Source organism: Roseateles sp. P5_E4 (assembly GCF_054049255.1).
In genome coordinates this window covers 327,521-350,028 of the sequence record NZ_JBFUMS010000006.1, presented here as the reverse complement: position 1 = coordinate 350,028, position 22,508 = coordinate 327,521, and the positions used below count along the sequence as shown (strand labels likewise).

The following is a 22,508-nucleotide window of genomic DNA, read 5'->3' as shown; positions in this document are numbered from 1 at the left end:
GAGCGTGGGGGTGGTCATGGCGTTTGGGCGCTGTTCATGCGGCCGACGATGAGGCCGGCCCGGCCCATGACATAGGCCGAGCCCGGCTGGCGCTCGAAGCGCTTGGGCGCCGGCAGCATCACCGCCAGCCGCGCGGCCTCGAAGGCGCCCAGGCGTGACGCATCCGTGCGGAAGTAATGCCGCGCCGCGGCCTGGGCACCGAACAGGCCTTCCCCCCATTCGACACTGTTCAGGTAGATCTCCAGGATGCGCTGCTTGCTCAGCAGGCCTTCCAGCATCAACGTGAGGATCAGCTCCTGGCCCTTGCGCAACAGCGTGCGCTCGCCGGAAAGGAACAGGTTCTTGGCCAGCTGCTGGGTGATCGTCGAGCCGCCGATGACCTTGGCCACACCCTTGCCACGAGCTTCCACGCGGGCCTGTGCCTTCTCGTTCTTCTTCCAGGCGCCCTTGAGGGCCTCCCAGTCCACGCCGCCGTGCTGGGCGAAGCCGTCGTCCTCGCTGGCGATGACGGCGCGCTTGAGCGTGGTGGCCAGTTGGGCGTCGTTCACCCACTGCTGGCTCCAGGCGACCTGCTGTTTTTCCTTCAACAGGCGCACGGCCTCGCTGCGCTGGAAGCTGGTGGACTGCGGTGCGAGGACGTTCATCAGCGCGATCCGGCCGGCAAACCAGAGCTGCAGGCAAATGACGGCCAGGGCCAGCACAGCGACGAGTCGGCCGATGTGGCGGATCACAGCGCGGCCCTCAGCTCGGATCTCAGCGCTTTCAGCACCGGCGCCGTGTCCGGCCGCACGCCGCGCCAGAAGAAGAAGGCCTCGGCCGCCTGCTCGACAAGCATGCCCAGGCCATCGCGCGGCTCGGCGCCGTGGGCGGCGGCCCAGTCCAGAAAACCTTGCGCCTTGGGGCCGTACATCATGTCCAGCGCCAGCGCGCCGCGGGCCAGCACGCGGGCATCGACAGGCGAGGCCGCGCCGGCGAGGCTGGTGCTGGTGGCGTTGACGACGATATCTTGCGCAACGGGGGCCTCCGCCAAGGTGACCGCGGCAAGGGGGACGCCCAGGTCGGCATGGCTGGCCACCAAGGCCTGGGCCTTGCCCACTGAGCGGTTGGCGATGGTGATGCGCGCCGGCCTGGCCGCGATCAGGCTGCCCAGCACGCCGGCCGCCGCGCCTCCGGCGCCCACCAGCAGCACCTGCAGGCCTTCCAGCGGCCGGCGGGCGTTGCGCTGGATGTCGTTGACGAGACCGACGCCGTCGGTGTTGTCGCCCACCCAGCCGCCTTCGTCGAAGCGCAGCGAGTTGACGGCGCAGGCCAGCGCGGCGCGTTCCGTATGTTCGGTGGCCAGCGCAAAGGCATCGAACTTGAAGGGTACGGTGATGTTGCAACCCTTGGCGCCAGCGGCCGCGAACGCGCGCAGCGTGGCCTCGAAGCCATCCAGCGGCGCAAGCAGCCGTTCATAGACGAGCTGCTGGCCCGTCTGCTCCGCAAACATCGCGTGGATGGCCGGCGAGCGGCTGTGCTCGACCGGATGACCGACAACGGCATATCGATCAGTCATTGCGGCTGCCCCTGCAAAGTCGTTTCCAGGCTTTCGTCACGCGTGAACTTGAAGCGCGATGTGATGACCAGCACCTCAGCCCCGCGCAGCATCTCCTTGCTGAAATTGCCGAAGGGCGAGGCCGCCTGCACGATGGCGACGGCGCGCTTGTCCAGCGTCGGGTTGCCGCTGGAGGCGACGATCTCGGTCTCGATGACGCGGCCCTTGTGGTCGATGTGGATGTTCATGGTCAGCTCGCCATAAAGCTTCTTGCCGCGCGCCTCGGGGAAGTCGCGCGTGCCGCGCTCCTCGATGCGGCGGCGCAGGCCGTCGTAGTACTGGGCGTAGACCACCTCGCGCGTGGCCGGGCTGACGTAGCGCTTGCGCGGCCGGGCGCTCTCATCGTTGACGCGCTTCTCGATCTCGGCGAGCAGGTCCACGAGCTGTCGGCGTTTCTCGGCCAGGGCGCGCTCGGCAGCGTCGGTCTTTTCGCGGCGCGGGTCAGGCGGGGGCAGCAGGGCCAGCTCGCGCCTCACCTGGGTCAGCAGCTGCTGTTGCTGCTGCTGCAACTGGGCGATCTGCGAGCTTTGCGCTTCGGCCGCATCACCCACTTCGCTTTGCCGCGCCGGCGGCAGTGGCGAAGTCGCGCGGCCGGTTTCCATGTTGCCGCCGCCGGCCAGGTTGGCCTGGGCCAGGGCCTGGGCCTTGACGGGGGCCTCGTTGGAGCGCGTGTTGACGAGCACGACCTCCAGCGGCGTGTCCTGGAAGATGCGGTTGAAAGCCTCGGGCGCGGCGATGCGCAGACTGCCCAGCGACGCATGCACGCCGAGCGAAATACCCAGCGCGATCTGCAGCGTGGTCAGCTTTCGCATCGTCAGGGCGCCGGAGCCGCTTCCGCCTCCGACTCATTGACGTCGATGGCCAGCGTCAGCGGTGCCGCGGCGGCTTCGAGCTCGTCCTCATCGCCTTCTGCTTCCTCCGCGGCCGGCGCTTCATCCAGCCGCTCGATCAGCGTCGCATGCACGTCCAGCGTCATCTCGTCCAGGCCGGTGATGCGCACCTTCACATGGCTGCCGCGCGGCAGCGAGTCGCAGCCCAGCGCCTTGAACACCAGCGGCAGGTCGTCGGCGCGCACCAGGCCGTCCTTCATGACGGCGGCGGTCAGTTCGGTCGTGCCGTTCTGCTGCAGCCAGCGCAGCGTCCAGAAGCGCTCGATGCCGTTCTGGAAGCCGTTGTAGGCCATGTAGGCGGACTCGAAGCCCGAGATGATGGAGAACAGCTGCGCGTCCTTCGGCTTGAAGGGCGCGGCCAGCGCCGCCATCTTGCCGTGGCGAGCGCAGGCAATGATCTGCCACTGGTTGACCAGGTCGACATAGCGGCGCAGCGGCGACGTGGCCCAGGTGTACTGCGCCACGCCCATGCCGGCATGGGGCAGGGCCTTGACGCCCATGCGCACCTTGATGCCCGGCGCGAGGCTGGCCTGGCTGCGGTAGATGCCGGGCAGGCCCAGCTCGGCCAGCCAGCCACCCCAGGCGGAGTTGGCCAGGATCATGGCCTCGGCCACGATCAGGTCCAGCGAGCTGCCGCGGGCGCGCATGCTGATCTCGACGGACTCCGTGCCGTTCGGCGCCTCCGAGCGTTCGCCGGCAAGGCGGAAGTTGTAGTCCGGCCGGTTGAAGTTCTCGGGTTTGCCGCGCACGACCTCGCGCTGGGCCTTCAAGTGCTTGGCCAGGCGCCAGGTGAAGGCGAGTTCGCGTGCGAAGGCGTAGTCGGCCGGCGCCTCGCCCGACAGCGTGGCGTCGGTGACGATGCCGTCGAGCTTGTCGTGGCGCAGGTTGGCGGCGATGTGCACGCGCTCCAGCCTGGTCTCGCGTGCCTTGATCTCGAAGGTGGCCTCATCCATCGTGAAGTAGATGGAGACTGCCGGGCAGTCGCGGCCCTCGATCAGCGTGTAGGCCTGCACGACGTCGTCGGGCAGCATGGTCAGCTTCCAGCCCGGCATGTAGACGGTGGACAGGCGCTCGCGGGCAACCTTGTCGACGGCCGAGTCCGGCGTGATGGCCAGGCCGGGCGCTGCGATGTGCACGCCGAAGGTGACGGTGCCGGTGCCCAGGCCCTGCACCGACAGCGCATCGTCGATTTCGGTGGTCTGCGAGTCGTCGATGGAGAAGGCCCGCACCGGCGACAGCGCCAGCTCGTCCTTGATCTCCGGCGCCGTCAGCGCGGGGAAGCCGGCGCCCTTGGGGAAGTTCTCGAACAGGAAGCGCTTCCAGTGGAACTGGTAGGCGCTGGTGATGGCGCCGGCGCCCTGCAGCAGGTCCAGCGGCGCCTTGTGCGACTTCTTGCTGGCCTCGACGACAGCCTTGTATTCCGGGCCGTTCTTGTCGGGCTTGAAGAGGATCTTGTAGATCTGGTCCTGGATGGGCGCGGGGCAGGTGCCCGCCGCCAGCTCGTCGGCCCAGGACTCGATCTGCAGTTGTTGCTGGCGTTTGCGCTCGATGCCCAGCAGCGCGGCCTTGACGATCTCCTCGGGCGCCTTCTTGAACTGGCCCTTGCCGGCGCGGCGGAAATAGTGCGGTGCTTCGTAGAGACGAAACAGCGCGGCCGCTTGCTGCAGGGTGCCGGCCTTGGCGTCGAAATAGTCGCGCGCCAGGTCGGCGAAGCCGAATTCTCCTTCGGGGGCGAATTCCCAGGCCAGGTCGAGGTCGATGTCGTCGGCCAGCTTGCGGGCCTCCGCCAGCAACACGGCTGGCGCCGGCTGCTCGAATTTCAACAGCACGTTGGCGGACTTGACCTTGACCCGCTTGCCCGAGTCCAGCTCGACCTGCAGCGAGGCATCGGCCTCCGACATCACCCGGCCGGCGAGAAATTTCCCGGCGTCATCAAACAGCGCAAACATAGGAGGGCGATTGTCGCCTCAGCCTTGAAGGTGTTTCAGCAAGCCGGGCAGGTGGTCTTCGAAGTCGGTCAACCCGTGGTCGCTGCCCTCCAGCACCTCGCCGTCGCAGCCGGCATAACGGGCCAGCATCTCGCGCCAGTCCAGCAGCTCGTCGCCCTTGGCAATCAGCGCGTAATAGCGCAGCGGCTTGGTCAGCCTCGCCGGTGGCGTCAGGGCGGCCAGTTCCGCCACATGCTGGGCCGTGAACTCGAACTTCAGCTGCGGGTCGTGCCAGGCCGTCAGCGTGCCGATGTGGTGGGACAGATCGCGCGCCGGGTCCACCGCGGGGTTCAGCACGGCGACGCGCCAGCCGCGGTGAGCGTGCTGCTCGGCCAGCGAGGTGGCGTAGAAGCCACCGAGCGAGCTGCCGATGACGGCGGCACCCTCGGATGGCCAGGCCGCCACGATTCCGGCGACAAGGGCCATGGCGTCAAGCGGGGAGGGCGGCAGCTGCGGGCAGGCGAAGGTCAGGCCCGGCTGTGTGGCCGCCCAGGCGGCCATTCGCAGCGCTTTGGCCGAGGCCGGCGACGAGCGAAAGCCGTGCAAATAGAGCAGATGAGTCAACGACATGACGGAAGTTTTTGCGTGAATTTCTGCCGCTCCGCGACGGGGGAGGGCTCCGATTGACGCGAGTGTCGCTCCCAGCCACAGTGCCTGCCTTTCCGCAATCCCGGACCGTCACCCCATGATCCCGATGCCCCGCACCGCCCTGGCCACCGCCGCCCTGCTCGCGCTGGCTGCGGTTGCCCACGCCCAGACCCCGCCCGCGCCCAATGGCGCCGCTTCGGCCCCCGGCGCCGCCGCTTCGGCACCCGCTCCCGCCCGCCMGCCGGCCGACCCGACGGCGCCCAAGCCCTTTGCCGAGATCATCAAGGGCGCCAAGGAGCAGCCCGGCCTGTTCCCGATCTGGCGCAAGGACGAGAAGGTCTGGATCGAGATCCCCAAGGAAGCCTTCAACAAGCCCTTCCTGTTCAGTGTCAACGTCGCCAACGCCGTCGGCGAGCGCGGCCTGTACGCCAGCCAGATGCTGGGCGACGAGCTGGCCGAATGGCGTCGCATTGGCAACCATGTGCAGCTGATTGCGCTGAACACCAAGTTCCGCACGGACAACCCGTCCAGCAAGCTGGCCATCGAGCAGGCTTTCTCGCCCAGCCTGATCGGCGGCGTGCCGGTCGCCAGCGCCGACCACCCGGACCGCAAGTCGGTGCTGATCGACGCCAGCAACCTGCTGCTGGGCGACATTCCGGGCTACTCCACGCGCCTGGAATTTGCCTACCGCCTGCCGTTTGCGCCCGACCGAGGCAACTCATTCATCGAAGCCACCCGCGCTGATGCCCAGGTTTCCACGCTGACTTCACGCGTGCACTTCGCCACGCCGCGCATTCCCGCGCCGCCGCTGGTTCCCGTGCCCGTGCCTGTGCCCACGCCGCCTCAGGCGACGCCGGATCCGCGTTCGATGTTCTTCAGCTTCGTCTACAGCTTCCGTGCCTTGCCGGAGCAGCCGGCCGCCGTGCGCCATGCCGACCCGCGCCTGGGTCATTTCATGGAGAGCTACAGCGACTTCGGCGACGACCTGAAAGCCAACCCGCGCGTGCACATGATCGCCCGCTGGCGCCTGGAGAAGAAGGACCCGAGCGCAGCGCTGTCGGAGCCCGTGCAGCCCATCGTCTACTGGATGGACAAGAACATCCCGACCAAATACCGCGCGGCGGTCAAGGCCGGCATCGAGGAGTGGAACAAGGCCTTCGAGAAGATCGGCTTCAAGGACGCCGTGCAGGCCAGGCAGCAGCCCGACGACGCTGACTGGGACAACATGGACTCGACGCACGCGTCCGTCCGCTGGTTCACCGGCGCCGACGTCGGCTTTGCCATCGGCCCTAGCAACAAGGACCCGCGCACCGGTGAAATCCTGGACGCCGACATCGGCATGAGCGACGTCTTCGGCCGCGGCTCGCGCCGCCTGGCTTCGGACGACGTGCTCGGCTTCGCTGGCCACGATCACGGCAGCAGCTGGATGGGTGAGCGCAGCCTGCGGCTTTCCGAGCAGCAATGCAATTACATGGCCGACCAGGCCAACGAGTTCGGCTTCGCGCTGGATTTGCTGTCCCTGCGGGGCGGGGCAGAGGGCATGGACATGAACGGCCCCGAGGCCGAGGCCCTGGCCCAGGCCGTCATCAAGGACGTGGTGATGCATGAGGTCGGCCACACGCTCGGCCTCAAGCACAACTTCAAGTCCTCCACGACGGTCACCCAGGCCCAACTCAAGGACAAGGCTTTCACCGAGGCCCACGGCATCTCCAACTCGGTGATGGACTACAACGCCTACAACCTGCCGCTCAAGGGCGAGGCCAAGGCCAGCCTGACGAACACCACGCTGGGCGCCTACGACTACTGGGCCATCGAGTACGCCTACAAGCCCATCGTCGCGGAGCAGGAAGCGGCGGAACTCGCCAAGATCGCTGCGCGCTCGACCGAGCCCAAGCTGGCCTATGGCGACGACTTCGACCAGGGTGTCGGCGGCCCCTACGATGGCTTCGACCCGCGCACCAACCAGCGCGACTTGGGCGACGACCCACTGGCCTATGCCAAGAAGCGCCTCAAGCTCAGCCAGGAGCTGTGGGAGCGCGTGCAATCGCGCCCGGCCGTCGTCGGCGACGACCCGCTGCGCAACCGCCGCTCTATCTTCGAGTCCTTCCGCCAGCTCGGCATGACGGCCAACAACGTCAGCAAATACGTGGGCGGCATGCAGGCCGAGCGCGTGGTGCCGGGCGTCACGACCGGCCCGGCCTTCAAGCCGGTCGACAACGCCCAGCAGCGTGAGGCCCTGCGCTTCATTGCGGCAGGCCTGCTGTCCAGCGACTCCTTCAAGTTCAAGCCCGAGTTCCTCGTGACCCAGACGCTGGACTACAACGAGTGGGACCGCGGCCTGCCCATCTCCATTCCGGACAGCGTCAGTGTGCTGCAGGGCCGGGTGCTGGACCGCCTGATGTCGCCCAACACGGCGCGCCGCCTCATCGAGCAGGGCGCTTACCTGCCCGAGGCCCAGCGCAAGGGCGCGGTGTCGCTGAGCGAGGTCTATGGCACGCTGCAGGGTGCGATCTTCAGCGAGCTGAAGACCGGTGCCGAGATCGACCGCATGCGCCGCAGCCTGCAACGCGAGTACCTGCGCCGCCTGCAAGGCCAGCTGAACCGTGCGACCAATGGGGCGACGGTGTACGCCGACGCTTTCTCGATGGCACGCTGGCACGCGACGCAGCTCGCCAACGAGCTGCGTGTGGCCTCGGCCAAGCCGGGCCTGTCGGTCGAGACGCGTGCGCATCTGGCGGAGACGCTGGACATGCTGAATTCGATGCTGAAGGCGTCGCTGGTGCGCAGCTGATCGGCTTCGTGCTCAATCAAAGGCCGGCTTCATGCCGGCCTTTTTTCTTGTCTTAGCATGGCCGCCACTTCGAGGGATCCGCCATGTCCACACCCGACAAACTGAATCAATTCGGTGCCAGGAACCTGCCTGGCCATCTGGGCATTGTCTTCACCCAGGCCGACCCCGCCGAGATCAAGGCTGAGCTGGTGGTGCGCGAGGAGCTGATGGCACCCAACGGCTATCTGCACGCCGGCAGCATCGTCACGCTGGCGGACAGCTGCGCCGGCTACGGCTGCATCGCCAACCTGCCGCCGGGCGCGGTGGGCTTCACGACCATCGAGCTGAAGTCCAACCACCTGGGCACGGCTCGCGAGGGCACCATCGCCTGCGTGGCGAGGCCGGTTCACCTAGGCAAGACGACGCAGATCTGGGATGCGGTGGTGACGAACAAGGACACCGGGAAGACGATGGCTTTGTTCAGGTGTACGCAGATGGTGTTGTACGGGAAGTGAGTTGGTGTGGTTTGCTCTTGCCGGCGTTCTCATGACTCGCGTGCAGTGCCGCGGGAATCCGCCCCGCGAGGGCGGGTAACTTTCTTCTGACGCGCCGCAGAAGAAAGTTACCCGGCCGCCGGGACGGACTCCCGGCAATGCATCGAGCAGACGCTATTTGGACAGAGCGTCCAACAGCTTCTCGTGGATCCCGCCAAACCCACCATTGCTCATGCACAGCAAATGGTCCCCCGGCCTGGCAGCCTTGACGACCGCAGCCACCAATGCATCCACATCCGCACCCACAACCGCTGACGCACCCATCGGCGCCAGCGCCTCCTTGGCATCCCAGCTCAAACCCTGCTGATTGCAAAACGCGAGGTCCACTTCCTCCAGCGCCCAGGGCAACTGAGCCTTCATCGTGCCCAGCTTCATCGTGTTGGAGCGCGGCTCGAATATCGCGAGGATGCGGTCGACGGGCGCAATGCGGCGGCGCAGGCCGTTGACGGTGGTGCGCATCGCCGTCGGGTGATGTGCGAAGTCGTCGTACACCTTGATGCCTCGCACCTCACCGCGCAGTTCCATGCGCCGCTTGACGTTCTGGAACTCCGCCAGGGCCGCAGCCGACTGCTCGGGCGACACGCCGACATGCTCCGCGGCCGCGATCGCAGCCAGCGCATTCAACTGGTTGTGCTCGCCGAACAGGCTCCACTCGACACGCGCGACCTTGAGGCTGCCGCGCAGCACGTCGAAAGCCTGCGGCTCGCCGCGCGCGCGCAGCATGCCGGCCTCTTCCTTCTTGGCGCCGAAGCGCAGCACCTCGCTCCAGCAGCCGCGCGCGATGACGCGCTGCAAGGCCTCCTCGCGGGCGTTGACGACCAGGCGGCCGCTGGCCGGCACGGTGCGCACGAGGTGGTGGAACTGGGTCTCGATGGCGGCCAGGTCCGGGAAGATGTCGGCGTGGTCGTGCTCGAGGTTGTTCAGCACAGCCGTGCGCGGCCGGTAGTGCACGAATTTGCTGCGCTTGTCGAAGAAGGCGGTGTCGTACTCGTCCGCTTCGATGACGAAGGTCTTGCCCTCACCGAGGCGAGCTGACACGCCGAAATTCTGCGGCACACCACCCACCAGGAAGCCGGGCTTGAGGCCGGCATGCGCCAGGATCCAGGCCAGCATCGACGTCGTCGACGTCTTGCCATGCGTGCCGGCCACGGCCAGCACGTGGCGCCCCTGCAGCACATGCTCCGCCAGCCATTGCGGGCCCGATGTGTAGGGCAGGCCGGTGTCAAGGATGGCTTCCATCAGCGGGAAACGCTCGCCGCGCGTGATGACATTGCCGATGACGAAGACATCGGGCTTGAGTTCCAGCTGCTCGGCGCCGAAGCCGGTGATGAGCTCGATGCCTAACGCCTCGAGCTGGGTGCTCATTGGCGGGTAGACGTTGGCATCGCAGCCGGTGACCTTGTGGCCGGCTTCGCGTGCGAGTGCCGCGAGGCCACCCATGAAGGTGCCGCAGATGCCGAGGATGTGGAGATGCATGTCAACGCGCCCCGAAGGACGTCAAGAGATCAGCGCAATGCGGTGCGTGCGGCCGCGAGGGTGGCGTCGATATCGGCCTGGCTGTGGGCCGCCGACACGAAGCCCGCCTCATACAAGGCCGGAGCAAGATAGATGCCGGCATCCAGCATCGCATGGAAGAAGCGGTTGAAGCGCTCCTTGTCCGTCGTCATGACGGTGGTGTAGTTCTGCGGCAGATCGGGCATCAGGAAGAAGCCGAACATGCCGCCTTCACAGTCGGCGCTGAAGGGCACGCCGTTCTCGGCGGCGACGGCCTTGAGGCCATCGACGAGCTGGCGGGTCTTGGCCGACAGGGCCTCGAAGAAGCCGGGCTTCTGGATCTCGCGCAGCGTTGCCAGCCCGCAGGCCGTGGCCACCGGGTTGCCGGACAGCGTGCCGGCCTGGTAGACGCCACCCAGCGGCGCCAGATGCTGCATGACCGCGCGCCGGGCACCAAAAGCCGCCAGCGGCATGCCGCCGCCGATGACTTTGCCGAAGACCGATATGTCGGGTGCAAAACCCGGGATGAGCCGGGCGTAGTGAGCCTGGGCGCTGCCGAGGCCGACGCGAAAGCCCGTCATCACCTCATCCAGCACCAGCAGGGCGCCATGCTGGGTGCACAGGCGGCGCATGGCGCTCATGAAGGCCACTGACGAGCGCACGAAATTCATGTTGCCGGCGATGGGCTCGACGATGACGCAGGCCAGTTCGCTGCCGTACTGGGCGAAGGCGGCTTCGAGCTGCTCGACGTTGTTGTATTCCAGGACGACGGTGTCGGCCGCGGCTCCCGGCGTGACGCCAGCACTGGTCGGGTGGCCGAAGGTGGCCAGGCCGGAACCGGCTTTCACGAGCAACGCGTCGGTGTGGCCGTGGTAACAGCCCTCGAACTTGATGAACTTGGCGCGGCCGGTGGCGCCGCGCGCCAGGCGGATGGCGCTCATGGTCGCCTCGGTGCCCGAGCTGACCAGGCGCACCTGGTCCATGCTGGGCACGAGCTTCAAGATCTCCTCGGCCAGCTCGATCTCCCGCTCCGTCGGCGCGCCGAAGGAGAAGCCTTCGGCTGCGGCCTTTGTGACTGCTTCGAGCACGGCCGGGTGGCCGTGGCCGAGGATCATCGGCCCCCAGGAGCCGATGTAGTCGACATAACGCTTGCCTTCGGCGTCATGGATGTAGGCGCCTTCGCCGCGCTGGATGAAGCGCGGCGTGCCGCCGACGGCGCGGAAAGCGCGCACCGGGGAATTCACGCCCCCGGGAATGACGCGCGCGGCGCGCTCGAAGAGCTCTGAATTGCTGGCCATGAGAGAGGAGTCAGGAGATCAATGCATGCGCCGCGGCGTCTTGGGCGGCTGCTCGGGTTCGGGTTCGGGCTCGAAGTCGGGCGGCTCGCCGCCTTCCTCGTCCGCTGCGGGCAGGGCCCAGAAGAAGCGGTCGGGGATGACGTTGCCCATACCGGGACGAAAGCCCGCGTCCAGCGACTGGTCCAGGAAGGACAAGGCTTCACTGACGGCCGAGTGCAGTTCCGCGCCCACCGACAGCAGCGCCGCGAGCGCCGCCGACAGCGTGTCGCCCGCGCCGACGAAGGCCGTCTCGAAGCGCTCGAACTTCTCCCCGGTGATGGGCCCCTGCGAGTTGGCCAGCACGTTGTCCACGAACTGGTTGGGCAGCTGGATGCCGGTCACCAGCACGTGCTGGGCGCCGGCCTGGGCGGCGGCGACGGCCAGCTCGCGGGCCGACGGCGCGCGCTCGTTGTCCCAATCGGGCAGCAGGAAGTCCGTCATGGTCTTGTGGTTGCCCACCAGCACGGCGGTCTGCGGCAGCACCAGCTCGCGAAGCGCGTCCAGGTACTGCTGCTGGTCGTCCTCGTCGATCCAGGCGACGGAGGGCAGATAGGTCACCAGCGGCACGTCGGGGTAGTCGCTCAGCACCTCGGCCACGGCGCTGACGGCCTCGGCATTGCCCAGGAAGCCGACCTTCCAGGCCGTGATGGGCACGTCTTCCAGGATGTGGCGGGCCTGCTCGGCGACGGTGTCGGCGTCGAGGTTCTCGTGCTCGAAGGTCTCGGCCGTGTCGCGCAGCACGATGGCGGTGACGACGGGCAGGCAGTGCGCGCCCATGGCCGCAATCGTGGCTACATCGCCGGCCAGGCCGCCTGCGCCAGAGGCATCGCTGGCATTGAAGCTCAGCACGCAAGCTGGCGGCGGGCTTTCCTGTTCGTCTTGGGCATCTTCGGCCGCGGGGTCGGTGGGGAGGGGTGTTGGGCTCATGGGGAAGTCATGGCGGTCGCGGCCAAATAGCAGCCGCAAAGCGTGGAGTCTGCCGCTAAAAGGGCGCTTCTGAGGCCCGGGGCACAGGCGTTTGCCCTCAGCATTGCGCTTTCGAGCCCTGGCTAGAATGATTCGATTGTAGTGAGCAAACTCTAAGCACCGTGAGCGAACCCAGTACCTGGATGTGCCTGATCTGTGGATGGATCTATGACGAAGCAGCGGGCGATCCGGAGCACGGCATCGCGCCGGGCACCGCCTGGGCCGATGTGGACATGAACTGGACCTGCCCCGACTGCGGCGCGCGCAAAGAGGATTTTGAGATGGTGCGCATCTGACTCGGCCTCACATGCCTCACAGGGGGCCGAAAGGGCCGGGCCCCGAGCTGAAGTTCCGAGGAGACGACGTTTGAACGAGCAAGTTTCCGGTGCAGGACCCACCCGCATCCTGGTCATCGACGACAGCAACACCATCCGCCGCAGCGCGGAGATCTTCCTGAAGCAGGGCGGCCATGAGGTGGCCCTGGCCGAGGACGGCTTCGATGCGTTGGCGAAGCTGGGCGACTTTCATCCCGATCTCGTGTTCTGCGACATCCTGATGCCTCGCCTGGACGGTTATCAGACCTGCGCCATCATCAAGCGCAACCCGCAGTTCTCGGGAGTGCCGGTGATCATGCTGTCGTCAAAAGACGGCCTCTTCGACAAGGCCCGCGGGCGCATGGTGGGCTCGCAGGACTATCTGACCAAGCCTTTCACCAAGGACCAGCTGCTTCAGGCGGTGCTCCAGCACCGTCGGCAAGAAGCGCGTACGTAAAGAGAACTGCCATGAGCATTCACAACATCCTGCTGGTTGACGATTCCAAGACCGAACTGCATGCCTTATCGGAAATGCTGGGCAAGCGCGGCTTCACTGTCCGCACGGCCGAGAACGCCGAAGAGGCCATGAAGCGCCTGGCCGAGGCCAAGCCCGACCTGATCCTGATGGACGTCGTCATGCCCGGCCAGAACGGCTTCCAGCTGACGCGTGCAATCACCCGCGACGAGCGCTACATCGGCATCCCCATCATCATGTGCACGAGCAAGGGCCAGGAGACGGACAAGGTCTGGGGCATGCGCCAGGGCGCCAGCGACTACGTCGTCAAACCCGTCAAGGCCGAAGAGCTGCTGGCCAAGATCAAAGCCCTGGGCTGAAATGATGACGCCCCCACGTTCACTTCGTTCACTGCCCCCCGCGGGGGCGCTTCATCGCCTTCGGGCGGCCGGGCGGCGCTGAGCATGGCAAACAAGACGGCACTCCGCGAACTCCAGCAGCGCTTGGCCGAGCGCATGGCGGCCGCGCGCGAGCAGACGCTCGTGGCGAACTGGCTGGCCGTGGAATGTGCCGGCGTCGGCCTGTTGTTCTCGCTGAAGCAGGCCAGCGAAATCTTCGCGCCCGTGCCCATCAAGCCCGTGCCCTATGCCAAGCCATGGCTGGCGGGCGTGGCCAACCTGCGCGGCGGCTTGTTCACCGTGGTCGACCTGGCCGTCTACCTGGGCTTGCGCGATCCCGCGCCTGGCCGCGCCGTGGCGGTGCAAAGCCGCCTGGTGTCGCTGGGTAGCGACCTGAACCTGAACTGCGCGTTGCTCGTCGACCGGCTGGCCGGCCTGCGCAGCGACGAGCAACTGCCGCTGGCCGAGCAGCAGCCCGCCGGGCCGCTGCCCCGTTTTGCTGGCGCCCTGCGCCGCGACGAAGCCGGGCGCAACTGGCAAGAAATCAATCTCGAAGCGTTGTCGCGGCAGGAGAATTTCCTGCACATCGTCGCGTGATGCGCGCATCTGTTTCCAAGCTTCAAGCCGCGCGCGAGTGCGGCACCACAAACACTGAAGGACGAGGGTGAGATGAGCCTGCTGGACAAAATCAGGGGAAAGTCCGAAGCCGATGATCTGCCGCTGGCGCCGCCGGAAGGCGTCGACACGACCATCGATTCGCGCAGCAACGTCGGCTTCGACGCCACCCGCAACGCCGACTCCACCCTGGCCGGCGTCGAGATTCCCGCGCGCACCGAGGTGTATCCACGCACCGAGGCGCCGTCCATCATTTCGCAGGCGGTGCCCACCGAACCGGGCCCGAACAGCGAGTTCGCGCCCAGCAGCACGATGAGCTTCGCGCCCACCACGCAGGCCGCCGACCCGACCATGCTGCCGCCCAAGGCGGCCACCGGTGCCGAGAAGCTGACCGACCTGTTCGGCCGCCACCGCCAGCGCGCACTGACCGGCCTCGTCGTCCTCGGCCTCGTCGGCACGGCCGTGTCGGTCAGCCTGGTGCTGGCCAGTTCCAGCCGCAGTGCGGCCCAGGTGCGTGCCACCGGTCAGGCGCTGATGCATTCGCAGCGCATGGCCAAGTCCGTGTCCGCGGCCCTCGTCGGCAATCCAGCCGCGTTCGCGGAGCTGCGCGAGTCGGTCAGCACGCTGAGCGGCGTCGTCAACAACCTGCGCACCGGCGAAGGCGACCTGGCGGTCGCGCCGGCCGCCGTGCAGCCGACGCTGGACATGGTCAAGCCGCTGGTCGAACGTGCCGAGAAGAACGGCAAGGTCGTGCAGTCCCAGGAAAAGATCCTGACCCAGGTCGGCCAGGCGCTGCGCGCCATCAACCGGCAGTCCAGCGACCTGCTGGAAAGCGCCGAGGCCGTGTCATCTCAAGCTCTGCAGATCGGCTCGTCGGCGGGTGAAGTCTCTGCCGTCGGCCAGCTCGTCATGCTGACCCAGCGTATCGGCAAGAGCGCCAACGAATTCCTGACCCAGGAAGGCGTCAGCCCCGAGGCGGTGTTCCTGCTGGGCAAGGACTTGAACTCCTTCAAGCTCATCACCGAAGCGCTCATCAGCGGCAGCCCCGAGCTGCGCCTGAACGCGGCACGCGACCCGCAACTGAAGGAACGCCTGCAGACCCTGCTCAAGCAGTACGAGCAGACCCGCACGCAAGCCTCTGCGATTCTGGGCAACCTGCAGGGCCTGGTGTCGGCACGTGAAGCTCAGACGGCCATCCTGAACGATTCCGAGCCGCTGCGTAAGGGCCTGGAGCAGGCCGCCGGCGAGCTGGAAAAGTCCGGCGGCGCGGGCTGGGGCCTGATCGCCTTCATGGTGCTGTCCCTGATTGCCCTGGTGGCCGGTGCCTTCGGTTTCCTGCGCCTGTTCGTGGCCGACCAATCCGAGCGCGCGGCGCTCGCCGAAGCCTCACGCCGTGAAGCCGAGGCCCAGGAGCAAGAGGCCAAGCGCGTCAACGACGCCAACCAGGCCGCCATTTTGCGGTTGATGAACGAACTGGCCAGCGTCGCTGAAGGCGACCTGACGCAACAAGCGACGGTGACGGAAGACATCACCGGCGCCATCGCCGACTCCGTGAACTACACGGTGGAAGAGCTGCGCAACCTGGTCGGCCAGGTGCAGGCCACGGCGGCTCGCGTGACCGACACGACCGGCGCGGTGGACCAGACCTCCACCGACCTGCTGGCGGCCTCCAAGGAACAGCTGCACGAGATCCGCGCCACTGGCGAGGCCGTGCTCGGCATGGCGAGCCGAATCACCGACGTGTCCGCGCAGGCGCAGACAACGGCCGGTGTGGCGCGCCAGAGCCGTCAGGCTGCCGAGCAGGGTCTCTCCGCGATGCAGAACAACATCGCCGGTATGAACACCATCCGCGACTCCATCCAGGAGACCTCCAAGCGCATCAAGCGCCTGGGCGAGTCGTCTCAGGAAATCGGCGAGATCACGGAGCTGATCTCGGACATTACCGAACAGACCAACGTGCTGGCCTTGAACGCCGCCATTCAGGCCGCGTCCGCCGGCGAAGCGGGTCGCGGCTTCTCGGTGGTTGCGGAAGAAGTGCAGCGCCTGGCGGAACGCTCCGGCGACGCAACGCGGCGAATCGCTGCGCTGGTCAAGACCATTCAGACCGACACCCACGATGCGGTGGCCGCCATGGAGCGTTCGACGCGCGGGGTGGTGGAAGGTACGCAGCTGTCTGACGCGGCCGGCAAGGCGCTGGAAGACATCGACAGCGTGTCCCGCCAGCTGGACAACCTGATCGGCCAGATCTCGACCCAGGCCCAGCAGGAAGCCGAGCATGCCAACGAGGTGGCCTCCAACATCCAGCACATCTTCGCGGTGACCGAGCAGACGTCGGAGGGCACGCGCTCCACCGCCCAGATGGTGCATGAGCTGTCGCGCTCTGCCGAGGCGCTGCGCACGTCCGTGTCCCGATTCAAGGTCGCCTGACCGGCCCCGCCCTACCGCATCGAGCGAGAAAGCCCACGCATGGACAGCTCCCTGCGAGACTCCGAACTCCCGGCCGACCTCAGCCCACTGGCCTGGGTGCAGGAGGAGTTACGCCGCTCCCTGGAGTCGGTGCACAAGACCCTGCGCCGCCTCGTGCGCGACAGCGGCGACAACCGCCTCTCCGCCTTTGGCGGTGATACCCAGCCCAGCGCGCCGCTGCAGCAGGCGGCCGCGCAGTTGCACCAGGTCAGCGGCGTGCTGTCGCTGGTCGGCCTGCCGGCCGGCGCCAGCGTGCTGCGCGCCGCCGAAGTGGCCGTCGCGCGTCTGGCCGAGCGGCCGCTGGAGGTCGAAGCCAGCACCGTCGACACCATCGAACGCGCCGACTTTGCCCTGCTGGCCTATGTCGCCCGCCTGCTGGCTGGCAACAAGACCTCGTCGCTGGCCCTCTACCCGGGCTATCGCGCGCTGCAGCAGCTCAACGGTGCCGATCGCATCCACCCGGCCGACCTCTGGCAGTACGACTGGTCCTGGCGCAGCGTTGCGTCCGAAGCCGGTGTGTCGCCGCGTTCGCCCGAGGCCGTGCGCGCGCCTTTCGAAGCCGCGCTGCTGCGTCATATGCGCGAGCCCAGCTCGACGCATGCAGCCAATCTTTCCGGCCTGTGCGCTAGTCTGGCAGCCGCCTTGCCGGCTGGCACGACGCGCACGCTGTGGCAACTCGCCGCCGCCGTCTTCGAAGGCCAGGCGCTCAAGCTGATTCCCAGCGATGGCTATGCCAAACGCCTGGGCTCCAAGCTGCTGCATGAACTGCGCCTCGTTGGCCATGGCGACCAGATGGATCCGGCGCGCGAACGCCTGGCCCAGGACCTGCTGTTCTTCTGCGCCCAGTGCCGCGTCAACCAGGGCGCCGGCCCGCGTCTGACAGCGGTGCATGAAACCTACCGCCTCACCGACGAGCATGTTGGCGACTACGAGGACGCCAGCCTCGGCCGCATCGATCCGGCCTGGGTCGCGCAAGCCAAGCGCCGCGTGATTTCAGCCAAGGAAAGCTGGTCCAGCGCCGCCGAAGGCGACCAGCACCGCCTGGCCGGCCTGGACGAGCAGTTCGCCGGTCTGGCCGATTCGCTGACCCGCCTCTTCCCCAGCGGTGAAGTGCTGGCTCAGACGCTGCAGCGCGCCGTCGTCGCGACGCTGCGCTCGCGCAGCACGCCGCCACCCGCGCTGGCCATGGAAATCGCCACCAGCCTGCTCTATGTCGAAGCCGCGCTGGAAGACGCCGCCTTCGACCAGCCCGAGCAGGCCGATCGCGTGCGTCGCCTGGCGCGCCGCGTCGAGGCCGTGGCCCATGGCCAGACGCCCGAGCCGCTGGAAGACTGGATGGAGGACCTGTATCGCCGGGTCTCCGACCGCCAGACCCTGGGCAGCGTCGTGCACGAGCTGCGTGCCAGCCTGTCGGAAGTCGAGAAGCAGTGCGACGAATACTTCCGCGACCCGGCCCGGCGTGAACTACTGATCCCCGTGCCCGGCCAGTTGCAGGCCATGCGCGGCGTGCTCAGCGTGCTGGGCCTGGACCAGGCGGCGCAGGCCACGGTGCGCATGCGTGACGAGGTCGACGGCCTGGCCAACACCGAGATCGATTTCGAGCGCGCCAGTGCCCGTGATGTATTTGAGCGCCTGGCCAACAACCTCGGCGCCCTGGGTTTCCTGATCGACATGCTCAGCGTCCAGCCTCAGCTGGCCAAGCGCATGTTCCAGTTCGACGACGCCAGCGGCCGCCTGGACGCCGTCATGGGCCGCCGCGAAGGCGCCGTCGAGCTGCCGAGTTTCGAGGCCAGCGGCTTCCACGTCGACCTGGGCGACGAATCGGCCCAGATTGCCGCTCCCGCCGCCTACGACGCCACCCAGCCCTTGCGCATCGACCTGGGGACGCTGGACCTGCCCGACCTCAGCCTGCCCGACGTCGACCTGTCGCAGCCGGCCGCTCCCGCACCCGTTCCCGTGGTTGCTCCCCCGCCGCCCGCGCCCAGCGTCGCGGACGACCCCGAGATGCGCGAGATCTTCCTCGAGGAAGCCGACGAGGTCATCGGCAACGCCCGGGCCGCGCTGGAAGAGCTGCGCCAGGCCCCCGCCGACCACGGCCAGCTCACCATCGTGCGTCGCGCCTTCCACACCCTCAAGGGCAGCGCCCGCATGGTCGGCCTGGACCCCTTCGGTGAAGGTGCCTGGGCCTGCGAACAGCTCTACAACGCCCGCCTCGCCGAAGCCACCCCCCAGGCCGACGCCGCCTTGCTGGGCTTCACCACCGAGGCGCTGGACTACTTTGCCCACTGGCGCAACCAGATTGCTGGCACGGAACCGGGCCACAGCTTGCCCGACCCGGTGCGCCGCAGTGCCGATTCGTTGCGCCTGCATGGCCAGCCCCTGCCTATTGCCGTTTCGGCTGCTCCGGCCGCCGAAGCCATCGAAGCGGTAGAAGCCCAGGGCCTCGACCTGCCGCTGGACGCCGCGACACCGGCCGAAGCCGCCGAGCGCGGCGCCGAGGCCATGGCCGAGCCGGCCGCAGAACCCATCGTCGCCGCACTGCCGGCGGAGATGGAGGAGACGCCGCCGCTGGTGCCCGACTTCGTTCTCGAGCTTGGCGCACCGGCCAACGAGGCCCCCATCGAGGCTGACCTCGACCTCGCCCTGCCCGAGGTCACGCTGGATCTCGACCCGACCGAACTACCCGCCGAGCTGGTCAGCGAGTTCGACGCCCACGCACCGACCGAACCCCTGCCGCTGCCACCCACGCCTGATGAAGAGCCGACCTTGGCCAACTTCGGCGTCGTGCTGGATCTGGACGAGCCTGAGCCTGTCATTGCCGCCGAACCCCTGGCCGAGCCCCCGGTCCGGCCGGAGGAGTCCACGCTGGCCCTGCACAAGCTGCTCGAGGAGGACGAGGAGCCGGCCGCGCCGGTTCTCACGCTGGTCAGCCCTGCCGAGCCGGAGCTGGAACCTGAACCCGAGTCGGCCGACCCCGACGAAGGCTTCAAGGTCATCGGCTCGCTGCGCATCAGCATCGCGCTGTTCAACATCTTCCTGAACGAGGCCGACGAGCTGTCGCGCAAGCTGTCCATCGGCCTGGCCGAGTGGGCCGTCGAGCTCAGCCACCCGGTGCCGCAGAGCTGCGAAGTGCAGGCTCACGCCCTGGCCGGCAATGCGGCCACGGTGGGCTACGAGGATCTCTCCATCCTGGCCCGGGAACTCGAGCACACCCTGGGTCGCGCCCATCGCGCCGTGCGCTACGAGCAGGTCGACGCCGAACTGTTCGTGCGCGCCGCCGACGACATCCGCCGCCTGCTGCACCAGTTCGCAGCCGGTTTCCTGAAGCCCAACGATCCCGAGGTCGTCGCGCAGCTGCATGCCTACGAGCCGCAGGAAGAGTCCTTCACGGCATCCGCGCCCCTGGACGCGCTGCCTGTGCCAGCCCTGCACGACACCCTCGCCGGCGACCTGGATGACCAGGTCACCGTGGCTGCTGATCTGCCGGAGTCCGTCGTTGATCTCGCCGATCTTGTCGACCTGGCCGAACCCCTCGTCGAGCCCGTTGCCGAGCCGGCCACAGAGACGGTTGCCGAGGCTGCGCCGCAAACCGAGCCTGCCCCGCTGCTGGCGGCCGACGACGAGCCCGAGCCGGGCCTGCCCGACCACATCGAGCCCGACCTCTATCCCATCTTCGAGGAGGAAGGGCGCGACCTGCTGGAACAACTGCACGGTGCGCTGCGCGACTGGTTGGCCCATCCGGGCGAGCTGGGTCGCTCCGACGCCTGCATGCGTGCCCTGCACACCTTCAAGGGTGGCGCCCGCCTGGCCGGCGCCATGCGCCTGGGTGAGCAGGCCCACAACCTCGAATCCGCCATCGAGAACCTGCTGAGGGCCGGCAGCGCCAACCACGGCCAGGTCCAGGCGCTGCAGCATGAGGGTGATGCCCTCGAGCACGCCTTCGAGGAACTCGGTCGCCGGCTCGCATCTGCCGCCGTGCCAGCCGCGCCGGCCATCGTCGCCCCGCCGCCGCCCGCACCCGCTGCCAAGCCGCCGGTCGTTGTCGAGGCGGCTGCGCCGGCGCCTGAACCTGAGCGCCTGCTGGCCGAGATTGCCCAAGCCGATGTGCGGCCGGTCGCATCCACGTTCGTCGAGAAGCCCGCCGAACCAGCGCGCGAGATCGACTGGAGCCGCTTCACCGACACCGCCGAGGTCGCTGCCGGCAGCGACAACCTCGCCATCGGCCAGGCCTTGGTGCGTGTGCGCGGCAGCCTGCTGGAGCGCATGGCCACGCAGGCCGGCGAGGTCAGCATCCGCCGTGCGCGGATGGAGTCCGAGCTGGTCCAGATGAAGGGCGCACTGCTTGACCTGGACGACAACCTGGAGCGCCTGCGCGCCCAGCTGCGCGAGCTGGATCTGCAGGCCGAGGCCCAGATGCACGCCCAGCAAGAGGCGGCGCAGCAGGGCGGCCGCGAGTTCGACCCGCTGGAGTTCGACCGCTACACGCGCTTCCAGGAACTGACCCGCATGCTGACCGAGTCGGTCGGTGACGTGGCCACGCTGCAGCGCACACTGGGCCGCAACGTCCAGACCGGCGAAGACGAGCTGGCCGCGCAGTCCCGGCTGACGCGCGAGCTGCAGGACGACCTGCTGCGCACCCGCCTCGTCGACTTCGACAGCATCGGCGAGCGCATGCACCGCGTCGTGCGGCAGGCTGCCCGCGATGCCGGCAAGCAGGTCAAGCTGGAGATCACCGGCGGCCAGACCGAGCTGGACCGCTCGGTGCTGGAACGTACCGCTGGGGCCTTCGAGCATCTGCTGCGCAACAGCGTCGCTCACGGCATCGAGTCGCCCGAGGTGCGCGCGGCTTCGGCCAAGGACCCGGTCGGCACGTTGCGCATCGAGGTCAGCCAGCACGGCAACGAAGTGCTGCTGAATTTCTCCGACAACGGCGCCGGCCTCAACCTCGGACGCATCCGCGAGCGCGGCCTGCAGCTCGGGTTGATCTCGCCCGACGCCGAGCCTGACGACGCGCAGCTCAAGCGCCTGATCTTCGCGCCGGGCTTCTCCACGGCCAGCCAGGTGACCGAGTTGAGCGGCCGCGGCATCGGCATGGACGTCGTGCGTGCCGAGGTCGGCACGCTGGGCGGCACCATCGAAACCACGTCGACCACCGGCCAGGGCACCAGCTTCCTGCTGCGCCTGCCGCTCACCACGGCGCTGACGCAGGTCGTGCTGCTGAAGAGCTCCGACCAGGTCATCGCCGTCCCCGCGGCGCTGATGCAGTCAGTGCAGCGCGTGCCCGTCGATGCAGTCGAGGCGGCCTATGCCACCGGCAAGCTGCAGCATGGCGGTGTCGAGATGCCCTTCTACTGGCTGGGCGGCCTGCTCGGCCACGCGGGCCGTGGCCATGTCCATGGCCGCCACACCCATGTGGTGCTGGTGCGCAGCGCCCAGGGCGCGCTGGCCCTGCACGTGGATGAGGTCGTCGGCAACCAGGAAGTTGTCGTCAAGAACCTCGGCGCCCAGCTCAACCGCGTACCGGGCCTGGCGGGGATCAGCCTGCTGGCTTCGGGCGAGGTGGCGCTGATCTACAACGTCGTGGCACTCGCCGACTGGTACGGCCTCGACGCCCAGGCCCGGCTGGCGGCGGCCCATGCCATGTCGCTGGGCGAAACGCCGCAGCAGGCCGCACCGGTCGTCGAGACGGTGACGCAGGCGCCGCTCGTCCTCGTCGTCGACGACTCGCTGACGGTGCGTCGCGTGACCCAGCGCTTCCTGGAGCGCGTCGGCCTGCGCGTCATGCTGGCCAAGGACGGCCTGGATGCGATGGAGAAGCTGTCGGGTGACGAGTTGCCTTCGGTGGTACTGTCCGACATTGAAATGCCCCGTATGGACGGTTTCGACCTGGTGCGCAATATGCGCGCCGACTCGCGGCTGGCTGCTCTGCCCGTCATCATGATCACCTCGCGTATTGCCCAGAAGCACCGCGACTACGCGGCTCAGCTGGGTGTCGACCACTACCTGGGCAAGCCTTACGATGAGGAGTATCTGCTCGGGTTGATCCGGCAGTTCACCCAGCAGGCCGTGCCGGCCTGAGC

Annotated in this window: 16 protein-coding genes; 8 read left to right on the top strand and 8 right to left on the bottom strand. The window is 67.9% G+C overall.

The genetic code is table 11. The features are described 5' to 3' along the window. Window positions 1-14 precede the first annotated feature (14 nt). Genes mtgA through ACXJLH_RS14525 form a run of 5 tightly spaced genes read right to left on the bottom strand, consistent with a single transcriptional unit; the run spans window position 15 to window position 5,042 of the window. Entirely contained in the window at window positions 15-728 is a 714-nt protein-coding gene (gene mtgA, locus ACXJLH_RS14545; protein ID WP_056203666.1) for a monofunctional biosynthetic peptidoglycan transglycosylase, read from the bottom strand. Next, on the bottom strand, window positions 728-1,555 hold the full coding sequence (aroE, locus tag ACXJLH_RS14540) for a shikimate dehydrogenase (RefSeq protein WP_457444817.1): 828 nt from the start codon (window positions 1,553-1,555) through the stop codon (window positions 728-730). Before aroE ends, mtgA begins: the two co-directional genes overlap by 1 nt. Continuing rightward, entirely contained in the window at window positions 1,552-2,406 is an 855-nt protein-coding gene (locus ACXJLH_RS14535; protein WP_457354329.1) for an energy transducer TonB, read from the bottom strand. Before ACXJLH_RS14535 ends, aroE begins: the two co-directional genes overlap by 4 nt. A 2-nt stretch (window positions 2,407-2,408) precedes the next feature. Then, the gene (locus tag ACXJLH_RS14530; protein ID WP_457444815.1) at window positions 2,409-4,433 is read right to left on the bottom strand and encodes a ribonuclease catalytic domain-containing protein; all 2,025 of its coding nucleotides are present in this window, start codon (window positions 4,431-4,433) and stop codon (window positions 2,409-2,411) included. Between the two features lie 18 nt (window positions 4,434-4,451). Then, window positions 4,452-5,042, bottom strand: a complete 591-nt coding sequence (locus ACXJLH_RS14525) for a YqiA/YcfP family alpha/beta fold hydrolase (RefSeq protein ID WP_457444813.1) — start codon at window positions 5,040-5,042, stop codon at window positions 4,452-4,454. A gap of 124 nt (window positions 5,043-5,166) precedes the next feature. Between ACXJLH_RS14525 and ACXJLH_RS14520 the strand changes: the two genes are divergently transcribed. Both ACXJLH_RS14520 and ACXJLH_RS14515 read left to right on the top strand, forming a co-directional pair. After that, the gene (locus ACXJLH_RS14520) at window positions 5,167-7,851 is read left to right on the top strand and encodes a zinc-dependent metalloprotease (RefSeq protein WP_457444812.1); all 2,685 of its coding nucleotides are present in this window, start codon (window positions 5,167-5,169) and stop codon (window positions 7,849-7,851) included. Window positions 7,852-7,934: 83 nt separating this feature from the next. Continuing rightward, complete coding sequence (locus ACXJLH_RS14515) at window positions 7,935-8,345, top strand: PaaI family thioesterase (RefSeq protein ID WP_457444810.1); 411 nt, start codon at window positions 7,935-7,937, stop codon at window positions 8,343-8,345. Between the two features lie 153 nt (window positions 8,346-8,498). Here ACXJLH_RS14515 and mpl read toward each other — a convergent pair whose 3' ends face one another. The 3 genes from mpl to thiD are packed head-to-tail and all read right to left on the bottom strand — an operon-like array spanning window position 8,499 to window position 12,142. Further along, on the bottom strand, window positions 8,499-9,860 hold the full coding sequence (gene mpl / locus ACXJLH_RS14510; protein ID WP_457444808.1) for a UDP-N-acetylmuramate:L-alanyl-gamma-D-glutamyl-meso-diaminopimelate ligase: 1,362 nt from the start codon (window positions 9,858-9,860) through the stop codon (window positions 8,499-8,501). 29 nt (window positions 9,861-9,889) lie between these two features. Continuing rightward, complete coding sequence (gene hemL / locus ACXJLH_RS14505; protein ID WP_056199483.1) at window positions 9,890-11,176, bottom strand: glutamate-1-semialdehyde 2,1-aminomutase; 1,287 nt, start codon at window positions 11,174-11,176, stop codon at window positions 9,890-9,892. An 18-nt stretch (window positions 11,177-11,194) separates the two neighbouring features. After that, on the bottom strand, window positions 11,195-12,142 hold the full coding sequence (gene thiD / locus ACXJLH_RS14500) for a bifunctional hydroxymethylpyrimidine kinase/phosphomethylpyrimidine kinase (RefSeq protein ID WP_056199479.1): 948 nt from the start codon (window positions 12,140-12,142) through the stop codon (window positions 11,195-11,197). 182 nt (window positions 12,143-12,324) lie between these two features. On the opposite strand from thiD, the gene ACXJLH_RS14495 reads away from it, so the two are divergent. The 6 genes from ACXJLH_RS14495 to ACXJLH_RS14470 all read left to right on the top strand — a co-directional run bounded on the left by ACXJLH_RS14495 (window position 12,325) and on the right by ACXJLH_RS14470 (window position 22,506). Continuing rightward, the gene (locus tag ACXJLH_RS14495; RefSeq protein WP_056199756.1) at window positions 12,325-12,477 is read left to right on the top strand and encodes a rubredoxin; all 153 of its coding nucleotides are present in this window, start codon (window positions 12,325-12,327) and stop codon (window positions 12,475-12,477) included. Window positions 12,478-12,547: 70 nt separating this feature from the next. After that, on the top strand, window positions 12,548-12,952 hold the full coding sequence (locus ACXJLH_RS14490; protein ID WP_056199476.1) for a response regulator: 405 nt from the start codon (window positions 12,548-12,550) through the stop codon (window positions 12,950-12,952). Between the two features lie 11 nt (window positions 12,953-12,963). Further along, complete coding sequence (locus tag ACXJLH_RS14485) at window positions 12,964-13,329, top strand: response regulator transcription factor (protein ID WP_056199473.1); 366 nt, start codon at window positions 12,964-12,966, stop codon at window positions 13,327-13,329. Between the two features lie 84 nt (window positions 13,330-13,413). Then, complete coding sequence (locus ACXJLH_RS14480) at window positions 13,414-13,944, top strand: chemotaxis protein CheW (RefSeq protein WP_056199470.1); 531 nt, start codon at window positions 13,414-13,416, stop codon at window positions 13,942-13,944. 72 nt (window positions 13,945-14,016) lie between these two features. Then, entirely contained in the window at window positions 14,017-16,389 is a 2,373-nt protein-coding gene (locus ACXJLH_RS14475; RefSeq protein WP_457354316.1) for a methyl-accepting chemotaxis protein, read from the top strand. A gap of 39 nt (window positions 16,390-16,428) precedes the next feature. Continuing rightward, window positions 16,429-22,506 carry an Hpt domain-containing protein gene (locus ACXJLH_RS14470; protein ID WP_457444806.1) on the top strand — a complete coding sequence of 2,026 codons (6,078 nt, stop codon included), beginning with the start codon at window positions 16,429-16,431 and terminating at the stop codon, window positions 22,504-22,506. Window positions 22,507-22,508: the final 2 nt, after the last annotated feature.

Excerpts from the sequence above, each read along its gene's own strand:
- aroE (WP_457444817.1), bottom strand. The coding sequence starts at position 1,555 with ATGACTGATCGATATGCCGTTGTCGGTCATCCGGTCGAGCACAGCCGC.
- ACXJLH_RS14535 (WP_457354329.1), bottom strand. The coding sequence starts at position 2,406 with ATGCGAAAGCTGACCACGCTGCAGATCGCGCTGGGTATTTCGCTCGGC.
- ACXJLH_RS14530 (WP_457444815.1), bottom strand. The coding sequence starts at position 4,433 with ATGTTTGCGCTGTTTGATGACGCCGGGAAATTTCTCGCCGGCCGGGTG.
- ACXJLH_RS14525 (WP_457444813.1), bottom strand. The coding sequence starts at position 5,042 with ATGTCGTTGACTCATCTGCTCTATTTGCACGGCTTTCGCTCGTCGCCG.
- ACXJLH_RS14515 (WP_457444810.1), top strand. The coding sequence starts at position 7,935 with ATGTCCACACCCGACAAACTGAATCAATTCGGTGCCAGGAACCTGCCT.
- mpl (WP_457444808.1), bottom strand. The coding sequence starts at position 9,860 with ATGCATCTCCACATCCTCGGCATCTGCGGCACCTTCATGGGTGGCCTC.
- hemL (WP_056199483.1), bottom strand. The coding sequence starts at position 11,176 with ATGGCCAGCAATTCAGAGCTCTTCGAGCGCGCCGCGCGCGTCATTCCC.
- thiD (WP_056199479.1), bottom strand. The coding sequence starts at position 12,142 with ATGAGCCCAACACCCCTCCCCACCGACCCCGCGGCCGAAGATGCCCAA.
- ACXJLH_RS14495 (WP_056199756.1), top strand. The coding sequence starts at position 12,325 with ATGTGCCTGATCTGTGGATGGATCTATGACGAAGCAGCGGGCGATCCG.
- ACXJLH_RS14485 (WP_056199473.1), top strand. The coding sequence starts at position 12,964 with ATGAGCATTCACAACATCCTGCTGGTTGACGATTCCAAGACCGAACTG.
- ACXJLH_RS14480 (WP_056199470.1), top strand. The coding sequence starts at position 13,414 with ATGGCAAACAAGACGGCACTCCGCGAACTCCAGCAGCGCTTGGCCGAG.
- ACXJLH_RS14475 (WP_457354316.1), top strand. The coding sequence starts at position 14,017 with ATGAGCCTGCTGGACAAAATCAGGGGAAAGTCCGAAGCCGATGATCTG.
- ACXJLH_RS14470 (WP_457444806.1), top strand. The coding sequence starts at position 16,429 with ATGGACAGCTCCCTGCGAGACTCCGAACTCCCGGCCGACCTCAGCCCA.